Annotated in this window: 20 protein-coding genes and 1 tRNA gene; 7 read left to right on the top strand and 14 right to left on the bottom strand. The window is 70.8% G+C overall.

Going from position 1 to position 13,686, the window contains the following annotated elements; translation table 11 throughout:
• Positions 1–352: 352 nt before the first annotated feature.
• Complete coding sequence (locus AC1DXJ_RS12905) at positions 353–838, top strand: cysteine dioxygenase (protein ID WP_477615229.1); 486 nt, start codon at positions 353–355, stop codon at positions 836–838.
• Entirely contained in the window at positions 835–1,320 is a 486-nt protein-coding gene (locus tag AC1DXJ_RS12900) for a rhodanese-like domain-containing protein (protein ID WP_477615228.1), read from the top strand. The genes AC1DXJ_RS12905 and AC1DXJ_RS12900 overlap by 4 nt, the downstream gene beginning before the upstream one ends.
• 54 nt (positions 1,321–1,374) lie before the next feature.
• On the opposite strand, the gene AC1DXJ_RS12895 is transcribed toward AC1DXJ_RS12900, so the two are convergent.
• Both AC1DXJ_RS12895 and bcp read right to left on the bottom strand, forming a co-directional pair.
• Positions 1,375–1,662: a DUF3618 domain-containing protein gene (locus AC1DXJ_RS12895; RefSeq protein ID WP_477615227.1), complete on the bottom strand. Its 288-nt coding sequence runs from the start codon at positions 1,660–1,662 to the stop codon at positions 1,375–1,377.
• Positions 1,663–1,696: 34 nt separating this feature from the next.
• Positions 1,697–2,167, bottom strand: coding sequence for a thioredoxin-dependent thiol peroxidase (bcp, locus tag AC1DXJ_RS12890; protein WP_477615226.1), 471 nt, complete (start codon positions 2,165–2,167; stop codon positions 1,697–1,699).
• A gap of 164 nt (positions 2,168–2,331) precedes the next feature.
• Here bcp and AC1DXJ_RS12885 point away from each other — a divergent pair, with 164 nt between their 5' ends.
• Genes AC1DXJ_RS12885 through AC1DXJ_RS12870 form a run of 4 tightly spaced genes read left to right on the top strand, consistent with a single transcriptional unit; the run spans position 2,332 to position 4,892 of the window.
• A complete protein-coding gene (locus AC1DXJ_RS12885; protein ID WP_477615225.1) occupies positions 2,332–3,021 on the top strand; it encodes an energy-coupling factor ABC transporter permease in 690 nt (229 codons plus the stop codon).
• Positions 3,018–3,383: a PDGLE domain-containing protein gene (locus tag AC1DXJ_RS12880; RefSeq protein ID WP_477615224.1), complete on the top strand. Its 366-nt coding sequence runs from the start codon at positions 3,018–3,020 to the stop codon at positions 3,381–3,383. Before AC1DXJ_RS12885 ends, AC1DXJ_RS12880 begins: the two co-directional genes overlap by 4 nt.
• 1 nt (position 3,384) lies before the next feature.
• Positions 3,385–4,146, top strand: a complete 762-nt coding sequence (gene cbiQ / locus AC1DXJ_RS12875) for a cobalt ECF transporter T component CbiQ (protein WP_477615223.1) — start codon at positions 3,385–3,387, stop codon at positions 4,144–4,146.
• Positions 4,143–4,892 carry an energy-coupling factor ABC transporter ATP-binding protein gene (locus AC1DXJ_RS12870; protein ID WP_477615222.1) on the top strand — a complete coding sequence of 250 codons (750 nt, stop codon included), beginning with the start codon at positions 4,143–4,145 and terminating at the stop codon, positions 4,890–4,892. The genes cbiQ and AC1DXJ_RS12870 overlap by 4 nt, the downstream gene beginning before the upstream one ends.
• Here the strand turns inward: AC1DXJ_RS12870 and AC1DXJ_RS12865 are convergent, their stop codons facing one another.
• The 7 genes from AC1DXJ_RS12865 to rph all read right to left on the bottom strand — a co-directional run bounded on the left by AC1DXJ_RS12865 (position 4,893) and on the right by rph (position 9,411).
• Complete coding sequence (locus AC1DXJ_RS12865) at positions 4,893–6,263, bottom strand: CoA transferase (RefSeq protein WP_477637146.1); 1,371 nt, start codon at positions 6,261–6,263, stop codon at positions 4,893–4,895.
• A 58-nt stretch (positions 6,264–6,321) separates the two neighbouring features.
• Positions 6,322–6,573: an Ada metal-binding domain-containing protein gene (locus AC1DXJ_RS12860; protein WP_477637145.1), complete on the bottom strand. Its 252-nt coding sequence runs from the start codon at positions 6,571–6,573 to the stop codon at positions 6,322–6,324.
• Positions 6,574–6,580: 7 nt separating this feature from the next.
• Positions 6,581–7,207: a DUF1684 domain-containing protein gene (locus AC1DXJ_RS12855; protein ID WP_477637144.1), complete on the bottom strand. Its 627-nt coding sequence runs from the start codon at positions 7,205–7,207 to the stop codon at positions 6,581–6,583.
• Positions 7,208–7,211: 4 nt separating this feature from the next.
• Positions 7,212–7,802: a TMEM175 family protein gene (locus AC1DXJ_RS12850; RefSeq protein WP_477615218.1), complete on the bottom strand. Its 591-nt coding sequence runs from the start codon at positions 7,800–7,802 to the stop codon at positions 7,212–7,214.
• A 46-nt stretch (positions 7,803–7,848) separates the two neighbouring features.
• A tRNA-Leu gene (locus tag AC1DXJ_RS12845) sits at positions 7,849–7,933 on the bottom strand.
• A 108-nt stretch (positions 7,934–8,041) separates the two neighbouring features.
• Positions 8,042–8,650, bottom strand: coding sequence for an RdgB/HAM1 family non-canonical purine NTP pyrophosphatase (gene rdgB / locus AC1DXJ_RS12840; protein WP_477637143.1), 609 nt, complete (start codon positions 8,648–8,650; stop codon positions 8,042–8,044).
• Positions 8,647–9,411, bottom strand: a complete 765-nt coding sequence (gene rph / locus AC1DXJ_RS12835) for a ribonuclease PH (protein WP_477632585.1) — start codon at positions 9,409–9,411, stop codon at positions 8,647–8,649. Before rph ends, rdgB begins: the two co-directional genes overlap by 4 nt.
• A 56-nt stretch (positions 9,412–9,467) precedes the next feature.
• On the opposite strand from rph, the gene AC1DXJ_RS12830 reads away from it, so the two are divergent.
• A complete protein-coding gene (locus AC1DXJ_RS12830) occupies positions 9,468–10,280 on the top strand; it encodes a deoxyribonuclease IV (RefSeq protein ID WP_477637142.1) in 813 nt (270 codons plus the stop codon).
• A 25-nt stretch (positions 10,281–10,305) separates the two neighbouring features.
• On the opposite strand, the gene AC1DXJ_RS12825 is transcribed toward AC1DXJ_RS12830, so the two are convergent.
• The 5 genes from AC1DXJ_RS12825 to clpS all read right to left on the bottom strand — a co-directional run bounded on the left by AC1DXJ_RS12825 (position 10,306) and on the right by clpS (position 13,680).
• The gene (locus AC1DXJ_RS12825; protein ID WP_477615214.1) at positions 10,306–11,025 is read right to left on the bottom strand and encodes an MBL fold metallo-hydrolase; all 720 of its coding nucleotides are present in this window, start codon (positions 11,023–11,025) and stop codon (positions 10,306–10,308) included.
• Between the two features lie 17 nt (positions 11,026–11,042).
• Entirely contained in the window at positions 11,043–11,819 is a 777-nt protein-coding gene (locus tag AC1DXJ_RS12820) for an MBL fold metallo-hydrolase (protein WP_477632583.1), read from the bottom strand.
• Positions 11,816–12,667 (bottom strand): glutamate racemase, encoded by an 852-nt coding sequence (gene murI, locus AC1DXJ_RS12815; protein WP_477615212.1) that lies wholly within the window; start codon positions 12,665–12,667, stop codon positions 11,816–11,818. The genes AC1DXJ_RS12820 and murI overlap by 4 nt, the downstream gene beginning before the upstream one ends.
• Positions 12,668–12,752: 85 nt before the next feature.
• Entirely contained in the window at positions 12,753–13,388 is a 636-nt protein-coding gene (locus tag AC1DXJ_RS12810) for a DUF2017 domain-containing protein (protein WP_477632582.1), read from the bottom strand.
• Between the two features lies 1 nt (position 13,389).
• Complete coding sequence (gene clpS / locus AC1DXJ_RS12805; RefSeq protein WP_477624419.1) at positions 13,390–13,680, bottom strand: ATP-dependent Clp protease adapter ClpS; 291 nt, start codon at positions 13,678–13,680, stop codon at positions 13,390–13,392.
• Positions 13,681–13,686 lie beyond the last annotated feature (6 nt).

Here is a 13,686-nt window from a genome sequence, read left to right as displayed (position 1 = left end):
GCGTGGCGAGACGTGCGCCGCTCCCCGTGGACGACGCCGCACCCGTCGTGCTCAACTAGAGGCATGTCTTCGACCACCGCGGCGCACCGCATGCACATGGGCTCCATGTGCAGCGGCGTCATGCGGTGTTGCTGCTGCGCCTGACCTCAGCCCGCACCAGCCCCGGCGCCCCATCGTGAGCGCGCCGCCCGATCGGAAGACGAAACCATGGCTTCATCCCTCCACAGCCACGCGGCATACCACCGCATCCACCTCGACCTGCACCTGACGCAGGGTTCGCTCTGTCTCCGAATGTGTTGCCCCGCACCGCATTCCGACAGCTCGACCCACACCCATGATCAGGAGCAGGACCATGACCGCCATCACCACCGCCGGCACACCCGGCGTCAACCGCTTCACCCGTAGCCAGCTGCTGCGCACCGCACAGCTGTTCGCCACCGACCCCGACCTCGAACGCGAGGTCGACCTCGACGCCACCGAGCGCAGCTGGCGCCGGCTCGACGCCACCGCCCACCTCGAGATCTGGCTGATCCACTGGCCGGTCGGGTCCACCACGGGCTGGCACGACCACCTCCAGTCGGAGGGCGCCTTCCTCACGGTCAAGGGCGAGCTCGCCGAGCAGTCATGGTCGGGGAACGCCGCACACGACCGCTACCTGTGGGAGGGCGAGGGGCGTTCGTTCGGCCCGCGCCACATCCACAACGTGGCCAACCTCGGCGATCGCCCGGCGCTGTCGGTCCACGTCTACTCACCGGCGCTTCGTGGCATGACCCGCTACGCCTTGCTGGACAACACCTTGCGACAGACCGGCGTCGAGCGGGCGGGTGAGCAGTGGTGACCGCCACGACCGTCCACTGGGAGACCCGCCTGTTCAGTGACCCGACCGCGACGGCTGCCCCGACACAGACCGGTCGCGGCTGGGACGCCCCGACCTACGCCGGCATCGACGACCAGCTCAGTGACGCCCGCAGCCGACTGGACCGGGTCAGCGCCCGCGCCGCCTACCAGGAGGTGCTCCACGGGCGCGCTGTCCTCGTCGACATCCGGCCCGCGGCGCAGCGCGCCTTCGAGGGCGAGGTCGCGGCCCACCTCGGACCGATCGTCATCGAGCGCAACGTCCTCGAGTGGCGGCTCGACCCACGACACGAGGCGCGACTCCCGATCGCTGCCTACAACGCCCGCGTGCTGATCCTGTGCCAGGAGGGCTTCACGTCGTCACTGGCCGCAGATGCGTTGCTGCGCCTGGGAATCCACCGGGCGACCGACATCGTCGGCGGCTTCCGCGCGTGGCGCGAGGCGGGTCTGCCGACCGCCCCGTGAGGTGAGGTATGCCGCCGGGGCACGGCCCCGCGGCATACCTCACCACTGCTGGGCTCAGCGGTGACGGCGGCGCGCCGCTCCCAGGCCGATCAGCGCGACGGCGGCGGCTGCCAGCGCGGCGATGCGTTCCGTGCGAAGGTCGCCGGACTCGGTGCGGGTGGCCTCGGTGAACCTGGTCTTGAGCGACTGGACCTGCCGTCGGGCGATCTCCTGCGGGGCCGTGCGGGTGTGCAGCTCGTCCACGGTGCCCGCGAGGCGCTCCCGCGCGGCGGCGATGTCGGCCTCGATCTGGTCGACGGACTTGCCGCTGTCGGCCGACGGCTTGCTCGAGTTCTCGCTCATGCGGGCTCCTTGTGGTTCAGGCGGGCAGAACGGGTCAGCCGAGGCCGAGGTCGCGGCGCAGCTTGGCGACGTGACCGGTGGCCTTGACGTTGTACCAAGCGTGGGAGACCTTGCCGGCCTCGTCGACGACGACGGTGCTGCGGATGACGCCCTCGACGGTCTTGCCGTAGAGCTTCTTCTCGCCGAAGGCTCCGTAGGAGTTCATCACGGACCGGTCCACGTCGGACAGCAGCCGGATGGTGAGGCCGTCGTGCTCGCGGAACTTGGCCAGCTTCTCGGGCTTGTCGGCCGAGATGCCGAGCACCTCGTAGCCCTCACGGTGGAGGGTGTTGATGTTGTCGCTGAAGTCGCAGGCCTGCGTGGTGCATCCCGGGGTCATCGCGGCGGGGTAGAAGTACACGATGACCTTCTTGCCACGAAGGTCGGACAGCGAGACCTCGCCGCCCTGGTCGTCGGGCAGGGTGAAGTCGGGGGCGGTCTCACCTGCGGTCAGTCGCTCGGCCACTGCTGTCTGCTCCTCGTCGATCGGATAGGGTTATTGCGATTAAATTGCAATAACGTGGTTCCACCAGCGGTTCCCAACCTATCCCAGCCGGGCAACCGCCACCTCAGGACGACATCCACAGGACGACGGGCCCCGCACCACAAGGCCTCGAGACAGGAGCGACCGTGCACGTGCCCGACGGATTCCTCGACGCACCGACGTCGGTGGGCACTGCCGTCGTCGCGGTCGCCGGGGTGGCACTGGCGCTGCGCGGTGCGCGCCGTGAGCTCGACGACCGCACGGCACCTCTGGCCGGACTCGTCGCGCTCTTCATCTTCTGCACGCAGATGCTCAACTTCCCCATCGCCGCGGGCACCTCCGGCCACCTGCTGGGTGGTGCACTCGCCGCGGTCCTGGTCGGGCCCTGCACGGCCACCCTGTCGATCACCGTGGTGCTCCTGGTCCAGGCGACCCTGATGGCCGACGGCGGGATCACTGCGCTCGGCACCAACATCACCCTGATGGGACTGGTGGGCGTCTGGGTGGGCTGGCTGGCCTTCGTCGTCCTGCGCCAGGTGCTGCCGAAGCGCCCGCTGATGGTCGTGCCGGCCGCGGCAGCAGCGGCCCTGGTCTCGGTGCCGACGGCCGCCTTCGCGTTCTCGCTGCTCTTCGAGCTGGGCGGCACGGTCGACGTGCCGTTCTCGACGGTGGCCACGGCGATGGTGGGCGTGCACACCCTCATCGGGGTCGGCGAGGCGGTCATCACGGGGCTGGCCGTCTTCAGCATCGTCGCCGTCCGGCCCGACCTCGTCCACGGAGCCCGGCCCAGCCTCGAGACCCGCACCCTGACCATCCGCAACGGAGTGGCGGCATGAGCACCCCCCGGCCGCGCGTCTCCACCAAGCGCCTCATGGTCGTCGGCATCCTCGTCTGCCTCTTCCTGGCGGGAGTCGTCTCCTACTACGCCTCCAGCAGCCCGGACGGACTCGTGTTCGTGGCTGGAGAGCAGGGTTTCCTCGGCTCGGCGCGTTCCCACGCCAGCGACGGCTCACCCTTTGCCGGGTACTCGACCCGCGGCATCGACAACGCCCGCGTCTCCGGCGGCGTGGCAGGCATCGTCGGCGGCGCCCTCGTCTTCGTCATCGCCGGAGGCCTCTTCCTCGCCGTCCGCCGTCGAGGCGAAGGCGACCCGGTCCGCGCGCCCTCCCGCGACGCGTCCACCGACGGCGACAACTGACGTGGGCGCGGGGCACGGTCACCACCTGCACTTCCACGGGCACTCCCCCGTCCACCGCCTCCCGGCGCACCTCAAGCTGCTGGCGCTCCTGGGTTTCGTCCTCACCGTCGTCCTCACCCCGCGCACCGCGTTCGCCGCGTATGCCGTGTACCTCCTGCTCGTCCTCCTCGCCCAGCGCGCCTCCCGCGTTCCCTTCGGCTACTACGCCAGGCGAATGGTCGTCGAGGTGCCCTTCGTGGTCTTCGCCCTGCTGATGCCGTTCGTCGCGACCGGGCCCCGGGTCGCCGTGGGCCCACTCCACCTGTCCGAGCAGGGGTTGATCGGCGGGTGGGCACTGCTGGCCAAGGGCACCCTCGGCGTCATGGCCTCACTCGTGCTCGCGACCACCACGGAACCGCGGCACGTCGTGGCCGGGCTCGAACGACTGCGCCTGCCCCACCAGCTCGTGCAGATCATGGGCTTCATGGTCCGCTACCTTGAAGTCGTCACCGGCGAGCTGGCACGGATGAAGGTCGCGCGGGAGTCGCGCGGCTTCCAGGCCCGCTCGGTCCGGGCCTGGCCGGTGCTGGCGACGACGGCGGGGGCACTGTTCATCCGCTCCTACGAACGCGGCGAGCGCGTCCACCTCGCGATGCTCTCGCGCGGCTACAACGGCACGCTGCCGGTGACGCACCCTGCGACGGCCACGGCCGAGCAGTGGCGCGTGGCCGGCATCCTCCCTGCTGTGGCGCTGGCCACCCTGCTCGTGGTGGTGGCCGCGTGACCACTCCCGTCCTCGACGTCCAGGGTCTGGCCTACGCCTACCCGGACGGCCACCAGGCACTGTTCGGCGTGAACCTCCATGTGCACCAAGGCGAACGCGTCGCCCTGCTCGGGCCCAACGGTGCCGGCAAGACCACCTTGGTGCTGCACCTCAACGGCATCCTGACCGCCGGCGCCGGCACCGTCGCCGTGTCCGGGATGCCGGTGACCAAGGAGAACCTGCAGGAGGTCCGGCGCCGGGTGGGGGTGGTCTTCCAGGACCCCGACGACCAGCTCTTCATGCCGTCGGTGCGCGCCGACGTGGAGTTCGGACCCGCCAACCTCGGGCTGCGCGGGGCCGCCCTCGAGGCGCGGGTGCTCGCGGCCCTCGACCGCGTGGGGATGGTCGACTTCATCGACCGTCCGCCACACCACCTGTCGTTCGGGCAGCGTCGTCGCGTGGCGGTCGCCACCGTTCTGGCGATGGAGCCCGAGATCCTCGTGCTCGACGAGCCGTCGTCGAACCTCGACCCCGCGTCGCGGCGCGAGCTCGCCGACATCGTCCGCTCCCTCGACGTCACGGTGCTGATGGTCACCCACGACCTGCCCTACGCCTACGAGCTGTGTCCGCGGTCGGTGGTGCTGTCCGACGGGGTCGTCGTTGCCGACGGGCCCACGCGGGACGTCCTCACCGATGACGCCCTCATGACTGCCCACCGGCTCGAGCTGCCGTTCGGCTTCGACCCGCGGACCATGGCGGCGCCCTAGTCAGGACACGCGGTCGGCCGGGTCCCAGACGGCTGGGTCACTACCCCATCGGCGCCCCACCGACGCGAATTCCCTGGGGGCGTGATCGACTCCGAAAGCCGGGCGCGACTGGGCGACACGACCGTAGGCCGTGTCGGACTCGACCAGCCAGGGACTCGGGTCGTCGATCGCCGCGGCTGGCGCGTCGAGCGCATCTGTCTGGAGCAGCCAGTGGGCCGTTCGGGCCAGGTGTGCCTCGACCCGCCAGGTGCCGCCCTCGGTGGCCCGTCGACGCAGGGCAGCCAGGGTCCCGGCGGCGAGGAGGTAGCCGGTCGCGTGGTCCAGCGCCTGCGCGGGCAGTGCTCCGGGCGTCGCCCCCTCACGCGACTCGATGAGCGAGATCCCGGTGGCGGCCTGGACGATGCTGTCGAACCCCCGACGCCTGCCCCAGGGCCCGGTCGGGGTCCAGGCCGTCAGGGTTGCGCAGACCAGCTGGGGGTGCTGCTCGGCGAGGTGGTCCGGGTCCAGCCCGTAGGCCGCGAGCGCACCGGGCCGGTAGCCGGTCACCAGCACGTCGGCCTCGGCCAACAGGTCGTGGAGCCGGTGTCGGGCATGCTCGTCGTGCAGGTCGACCAGCGTCGAGCGCTTGCCCGCGTCCGTGTCGAGGTGGAGGGCCTCCAGCTCGGGCAGGTGCGGGCTGTCGACCCGCAGCACGTCACAGCCGAGGAATGCCAGGGTCCGCGTGGCGACCGGCCCGGCGAGCACCCGGGTGAGGTCGAGGACCCGCGGGCGCTCGGGCACGGGGACGGGGGCCGCCGAAGAGACTCCTGAGGGACCCCCGCCCGAAATGGTCCTCACCGAGAGCACGTCGTGACTGGCCACGGCGCCGCCCTGATCGGAGGCCATCCACTCGCCCACCGACCGCACTCGCACCGCGATGCCGTGGTCGGCCGTCACGACGTCCTCGACCTCTTGGGCCGACCGCTCGGCGATGGCCCCGGCTGCATCCTCGCGGGTTGCTTCCTCGGCCAGACCCAGGGCCCGCAGCAACCGCGCCCGGTGATGGGGATAGTTGGCGTGGGTGCGGACCCAGCCGTCCCCCGCCTCGAAGAACCCTGACAGCGTCGCGAAGCCGGGCTCGTGCACGCCGTCCACGGTCTGCACCTGGTCGTTCCGGAACGACACCGACACCTGGCGCGGGTCGACCTGCACCCGGTCCAGGCCGCGCAGCGCGGCACCGGCGAGACCGGCCGCGGCAACCGAGCCGCAGGCGAGGGTGTTCACCGGTAGAGCGGCAGGGAGGGCGCTGCCGTCGACCACGTCGAGGTGCGCCGCGGCATACCCCTCGTCGAGGCCGAGGGCCGGGAGCACCTCGCGCAGAAGGTGGTTCACGGGTCGACTCTATGCCGACTCCTGAGGTCGCCCGGATCGGCAGGGCAACCTCGGGGGGTCAGGGCCGCGTCGCCTTCCAGGAGGCGTACTCGGCGCGCAGGCAGGTGCCGCAGGGCCGGTAGCCCGCGGCGATGGCGCTCGCCTCGTCAGCGAAGAAGACGCGGTGCTGGACGTAGCCGCCCTGCCGGATGGCGCGCAAGGCGGACGGGCAGTCGAGGCGTCCGTAGAGCTTGCCCCGGCGGTTGCCACCGAGCGTCCCGGGAACCTCGCTCGCACAAGGCTTTCCGTTGGCCCCGATGAGGGTGAACACGGTGGCCCTAGTAGCCCTCGGGGAGCAGCTCCCCCACAGGGGTGCTCGCCTCGAGCCGGTTGGCCGCCGGGGCGAGCGGGCACACCCATCGGTAGTCGTAGACGCACGAGGGGTTGTAGGCGAAGTTGAGGTCGACCACCCAACGCCCCTCGTCGTCACGGCCGAGGTCGGTGCCCTTGACCGTGTCGAGCAGGTAGCGCCCGGCTCCGTAGGTCTCGGTGCCTGCCGAACCGTCGCGCACCGGCAGGAACAGCCCGCCACCGTAGGAGTTGAGCCACCAGAGGTCGAGGGTCCCCAGGCCCTCGAGCGTGACGCGACCGGCGCCGGCGAACGGCACGATCCCGTCGGTCGCCGACCGGAACTCCCACGGCTCCTGGTCGTCGACCTCCTCGACCTCGACGACGAACCGGTATGCCGGGTCGTACGGCGCGTGCCTCAGCTGCTGGCCCTCGCGGCGCGGGGAGGCGGGGTGCTCGAGGAACAGCCGCGAGCGGGCGTCGACCCACAGCGCGTGGGCGGTGACGGGGTCAGGCTCGGCGCGCACCGCGGCATACAACGCATGCACCTCGCGCCGCCACGACGCGACGGCGAGCGCCGGCGGGTAGGTGAAGTCGTCGTCGTCCGGCTCGGGCACGGGATCAGTCCTCCAGGGCGTGGTCGTGGATGAAGCGCTCGGCTCGGCGGTCGGGAACGAGCCAGGTGATGGCAACGGCCACGTAGGCCAGCACCCCGAGCCACGGTGCCACCAACGACCCGAGGATGCCGAGCACGTAGACCGCGGGGCTCAGCTTGCCCTTGAGGTCGCGGCCGACCGCCTGGCGCAGGAGGCCGTCCGGCCCGTCGCGGCGGAAGACCGCCAGCTGGAGGACGTAGTACGCGACGGCGGCCCCCAACAGGTTGACCCCGTAGACGACGACCGGCAGCTGGGCCAACCGGGTGTCGTCCATCCACGCCGTCGTGAACGGCACGAGCGAGAGCATGAACAGCAGCCCGAGGTTGGCCCAGAGGATGGCCCCGCTCACGTGCCGGACCAGCTGGAACATGTGGTGGTGGTTGTTCCAGTAGATGCCGAGGTAGATGAAGCTGAGCAAGTAGGTCAGAAGGCCGACGAGGGACGGTCGGAGGGCCTCGAACGTCGGCTCCTCGGGGACCTTGAGCTCGAGCACCATGATGGTGATGAGGATGGCGAGGACGCCGTCGCTGAACGCCTCGAGCCGGCCGGTTCGCATGCTGGGAGTCTAGGCACACCCCACCGACGGTTGGGCCGCCCCTGACTGGTGCGCAAGGCGGGACTTGAACCCGCACACCCGAAGGCACCAGGACCTAAACCTGGCGCGTCTGCCAATTCCGCCACTTGCGCGTGGGGCGCCAGCCTAGCGGTCGCCGCTGCGTCGCTCAGTGAGCCCCAACCGACTCTCCACGAGCGGGAATGAGTGGGTTGGCGCTCACTCACCGAGGGCAGCGCGGGTCAGCCCAGGAGTTCGCGGAGGTGCGGGACCATCGCGCGGAAGGCCTTGCCGCGGTGCGAGATCGCGTTCTTCTCGTCGGGGCTGAGCTCGGCGGCGTGACGCGTGTCGCCCTCGACGACGAGGACGGGGTCGTAGCCGAAACCGTTGGCGCCCTTGGGCTCTCGAGCCAAGGCACCCGGCATACGCCCCTCGGTGCTGCGCACCGTGCCGTCGGGCAGGGCCAGCACCGCCGCGCAGACGAACGCTGCCGCACGGTGCTCGTCCTTGACGTCGGCGACCTGCGCGAGCAGCAGCTCGAGGTTGGCCTGGTCGTCGCCGTGTCGACCCGACCAGCGCGCCGAGAAGATGCCGGGTGCTCCGCCGAGCACCTCGACGGCCAGGCCCGAGTCGTCGGCCAGCGACGGGAGCCCGGTGTGGGCGGCGAGCGCCACGGCCTTGAGGCGGGCGTTGCCCTCGAAGGTCACCTCGTCCTCGACGACGTCCGGCGCGCCCTCGAACTCGGACGCCCCCACGATCTCGAGGCCGAGCTCCTCACACACGTCGGCGAGGATCGCCCGCAGCTCACCGACCTTGTGGTCGTTGCGGGTGGCCAGGACGACCCGGGTCACAGCAGCCGCTCGCGGGGCGTGGTGGCGAGCGCCTCCTGCTGCTTGCGGGTCAGGTCGGCGCACCCGACAGTGGCCTTGTCGAGCAGCTTGTCGAGCATCTCGCGGTCGAACGCGCCGTTCTCGGCCGTGCCCTGCACCTCGACGAAGCGACCATCGCCGGTCATGACGACGTTCATGTCGGTCTCGGCGGTCGAGTCCTCCGGGTAGTCGAGGTCGATGACCGCCTCACCCTTGACGATGCCCACGGACACGGCCGCGATGGACCCGGTGAGGGGCTGGGCATCCTTGCGGATGAGCCCCTTGGCGCGGGCGTCCTCGATGGCGTCGACGAGGGCGACGTAGGCCCCCGTGATGGAGGCCGTGCGCGTCCCGCCGTCGGCCTGGAGGACGTCGCAGTCGAGCACGATGGTGTTCTCGCCCAGCGCCTTGGTGTCGATGATGGCGCGCAGGCTGCGACCGATGAGCCGGCTGATCTCGTGGGTGCGACCGCCGACCTTGCCCTTGCGCGACTCGCGGTCTGAGCGCGTGTTGGTCGAGCGCGGCAGCATCTCGTACTCCGAGGTCACCCAGCCCGTGCCCTTGCCCTTGAGCCAGCGCGGCACGCCCTCGGTGAACGACGCCGCCACCAGCACCCGCGTGCGGCCGAACTCGACGAGCACGCTGCCCTCGGCGTGGTCCAGCCAGTTGCGCGTGATGCGCACCTCGCGGGTCTGGTCGGGGGTGCGTCCGTCGTGGCGGGTGGTGGGGCTCGTGTCAGTCACGCCGCAAGGCTAACGGGGCCCTGCCCGACGTCGGTGGTCCGGCCTAGGCTGGACCCATGGCTGACACCACCTCTCCCGCCCAGCGGCTCGGTGCCCACGTCGACTCGGCAGACCCGGTCAGCGCCGCCCGGGAGCGCGGCGCGGGTCTGAGCCAGTTCTTCCTGGGCAACCCGCAGGGCTACAAGGGTCCCGAGTACGACTTCGAGGGCGGTCCCGAGGCGCTGCGTGCCGCCGCCGAGGCAGCGGACGTCGACCTCTACGTCCATGCGCCCTACCTCATCAACGTCGCGACGACGAACAACCGGATCCGCATCCCGAGCCGCAAGCTGCTCCAGCAGTTCATCGACGCCGGCGCCGCGATCGGGGCCAAGGGGCTGATCGTCCACGGGGGCCACGTCGACAAGGCAGAAGAGGTCGACAAGGGTTTCGACAACTGGCGCAAGGCGATCGAGGCCACCGACCTCAAGATCCCGCTGCTCCTCGAGAACACCGCCGGTGGCGACAACGCCATGGCCCGCACCCTCGAGCGCATCGCCCGGGTCTGGGACGCCATCGGCAGCGCCGAGGGGTCCGACAACGTCGGCTTCTGCCTCGACAGCTGCCACGCGCACGCCGGGGGCATCGCGCTGGCCACCGCCGTCGACGAGATCAAGGCCATCACCGGGAGGATCGACCTCGTGCACTGCAACGACAGCCGCGACGAGTTCGACTCCGGGGCGGACCGCCACACCAACCTCGGCGAGGGCCTGATCGACCCCGACGAGCTGGCCGGTGTGGTCCGGGCAGCGGGCGCGCCGGTCGTCATCGAGACCCGCGGCGGCCTCGACGGTCAGCGCGCCGACCTCGACTGGCTTCGCGAGCGCCTCTGACCGAGGCTCAGTCGGCGTGCATCCTTCAGTCGACCAGGGGGTGCGTGGCGAGGAAGCGCCGGATGTGGTCTCGCGGGTTGTCGGCCAGGTGCGGACCGTGCGTGAACGCCGCGGTCGTGTAGTCGAGCTCGGCCAGCCGGTGGGCCGTCTTCTGGGTCAGCGCGAAGTTCGTGCAGAACGACTTGATCGGCCACCGCAGCCCGCGCACGTTGAAGATCGAGTCACCGGTGATGAGCACCCCGGACTCACGGTGCAGGTATGCCGCGTGGCCGGGTGAGTGCCCCGGTGTGTGCACCACTTCGAGGCCTCCCGCGACGTCGAGCACCTGGCCGTCGACGAGCCGCTCCCCCACCGTGACCGCGGGGAAGGCGTTGGTCCCGAAGAACCGCGTCATGAGCCTCGCGAGCAGGAACGACTGGTCGCGCTGGGCGGTGTGACCAGCCTCCGCGAAGGGGGCGTCGTCCTCGTGGATGCCGAAGTCGAGCCCGGTCCTCGCAGCCACGTGAGCCGCGCCGCCCGCATGGTCGGGGTGGGCGTGCGTGAGCAGGAGCCGGGTGACGTCGGACGGTCCGGAGCCGATCGAGGTGAGGGCCGCCATCACCTTGGGTCCGGACTGCTTGATACCCATGTCGACGAGCGTGACCTGGCCGTCGGCGTCGCGGAGGATGAAGCCGTTGACGAAGTCACCGAGCAACGGGATGCGCCAGACACCAGGCGCGATGGGAACGGCTGCCGCTCTGGCCATGACGAGAGCCTAGGCGATCAGCTGCCGCTGACCTCGTATGTCTTGCCCTGCACGGCGAGGTCCAGCGGACCCGACCAGACGGCGGCGGCTTGCGCGCGGCATACCTCGGGGTCGTTCCAGGGCGGGATGTGGGTGAGCATCAGTCGCCGCACCCCACCCGCGGCCACCGCGGCGGCACCCGCGCGGGTGCCGGAGAGGTGGACACCCACGGTGGCGTCGCGCCCGTCGATGAAGGCGCTGTCGACCAGCGCCACGTCAGCCCCGGTCAGCAACGGTGTGAGCGCCTCGCAGGTGTCGGTGTCACCGGTGTAGGCGAGGACCGCGCCGTCGGCCTCGACGCGGAACCCGTAGGCCTCCACCGGATGGTTCACGCGAAATGCCGTGATGGTGAACGGGCCGACCTGGGTCACCTGGGCGTCGGCGAGCTCGTGGACCGCGAACTCCGAGCTCATCCCCCCGTGCTCGAGCCCGTGGTACATCAGGGCGAAGCGTTCCTCGGCACCCGTGGGGGCATGCACCGGGAGCTGGCCCTCAACCCGACCGCCGGGCCGGTACTTGCGGGTGACATAGAGACCGCACACGTCGACGCAGTGGTCTGGGTGCAGGTGGCTGACATAGACAGCGTCGATCTCGGCCAGGTCGACGAAGCGCTGCAGCGGCCCAAGAGCACCGTTGCCCAGGTCGAGGACGACCGACCAGGTGCGGCCGGCGTGCTCTGCCTGCACGAGGTAGGAGGAGGCGGGCGAGTCGGGACCGGCGAAGGAGCCCGAACAACCAACGACCGTGAGCCTCATCGGGCCCCTCCCGTGGCGGTCGGCGCAGCAACGGACCGGACCACTGCGTTCCCGAAAACGGCATCGCTGTCGGCCCCGACCTCGGGGCCGAGGAACCGACGGGCGAGCCGGGTGAACTCCGCGGCGTCCCCGGTCGTCGTGAACCCGTGGCTCGGCGGCGGCAGGTGGGCGGGCCGCAGCGAGTCGGAGTCGGCGAGCACGCGGTAGACGTCCTTGGCCGTCTCGTCCGCGGAGGACACCAGGGTGACGCCGTCACCCATGACGTACGAGATGGCCCCGGTGAGGAGCGGGTAGTGCGTGCACCCGAGGACCAGGGTGTCGACGTCGCCGTCGACCAACGGGGCGAGGTAGCCACGGGCCACGTCGATGACCTCCGGTCCGCTCGTGACGCCGGACTCGACGAACTCCACGAACCGTGGGCACGGGACGCTGGTCACGTCGAGGTGAGGTGCCGCGGCGAAGGCGTCGACGTAGGCGCCGGACTGGTGGGTACCCCGAGTGGAGATGACGCCGACGCGATGGTTCCGGGTGGCTCGCGCCGCGCGTCGTACGGCCGGGCGGATCACCTCGACCACGGGCACGTCGTAGCGCTCGCGGGCGTCGTGCAGCACGGCGGCGCTCGCGGTGTTGCAGGCGATCACGAGGGCCTTCACGCCATGGTCGACCAGGCGGTCGAGGCACTCGAGGGCGAACTCGCGGGACTGAGCGATCGGGCGGGGACCGTAGGGCGCCCGGGCGGTGTCCCCGAAGTAGGCGATCGACTCGTGCGGGAGCTGGTCGAGCACGGCGCGTGCGACGGTCAGCCCGCCGTAGCCCGAGTCGAAGATCCCGATGGGTGCATCCGCCACGGGTCAAGGCTAGGTGCCGCCCTCCCCCTGCACCCCATCAACCCGACGTCTGGTGTGTCACACCGGCGGTCTGGGCGCCCGGGCGTCAGGGGGTGAGAGCGTGGGCGAGGGTCTCCTGCAACCAGGTGAGGAAGTCGTAGACCGCCAGCGCGTAGACCGCCGGGTCGTCCGGCGGAAGGCCCGACACCTGCTCCTCCAGCAGGTCGAAGTCGTCGTCGCGCTGGAGCCCGAGCCGCTCCCCCAGCACCAGCCGCACGTCGGTCAGCGCGATGAGCAGGGCGAGGGCCTGTGGCTGCTCGAGCGAGAGCTTCTGGTCCTCGATGCCGGACAGCGCCCGGATGGCCGTCGTGAGGTTCGCCGACTTGCGGGCTCGCAGGCCGTCCTCGGTCAGCCGCCGGAACTCGGCCGCGATCTGGTCGTCCTCGCGGTTGGCGGTCGGGAAGATGCGCTCGAGCGCCGGATCGCGCTCCCGCGGCACCGAACCGCCCAGCTCGGGCACCTGGTCGGCCGCCGACAACGACACCCCCATGCCGATGCCACCCAGCCCGGCCACGATCTGGTCGAACTCGTCGCCGTCCGCGGCACCGGGCACACCCTCGACGGGCTGCTCGGGCTCGACCAGCTCGAGCACCTGCTCCATCAGCCCGACGACGAGGCCGCGTTCGACCGCGTCGAGCTTCGCGACGTACCGGCCATCGCGCCGCTTGAACCCACGTGCCACGTCAGCTGTCCTTCTGGAAGGTGGCCCACAGCCCATACCCCTGGAGCGCCTCGGTGTCGGTCTCCATGCGCTCGCGGGCGCCCGTGGAGACGACGGCGCGGCCCTTGGTGTGGACGTCCATCATCAGCCGCTCGGCCTTGGACTTGGAGTAGCCGAAGTAGCTCTGGAAGACGAACGTGACGTACGACATCAGGTTGACCGGGTCGTTCCACACCAACGTGATCCACGGGACGTCGACCTCGGCGCGCTCGTCGGTGGAGACACTCTCCTGCTCGACGGGCGCGAGGGACATCTCGAG

The sequence above is a fragment of the Pedococcus sp. P2_D9 genome, assembly GCF_056404275.1.
This window is presented reverse-complemented; position numbering and strand designations above follow the sequence as displayed.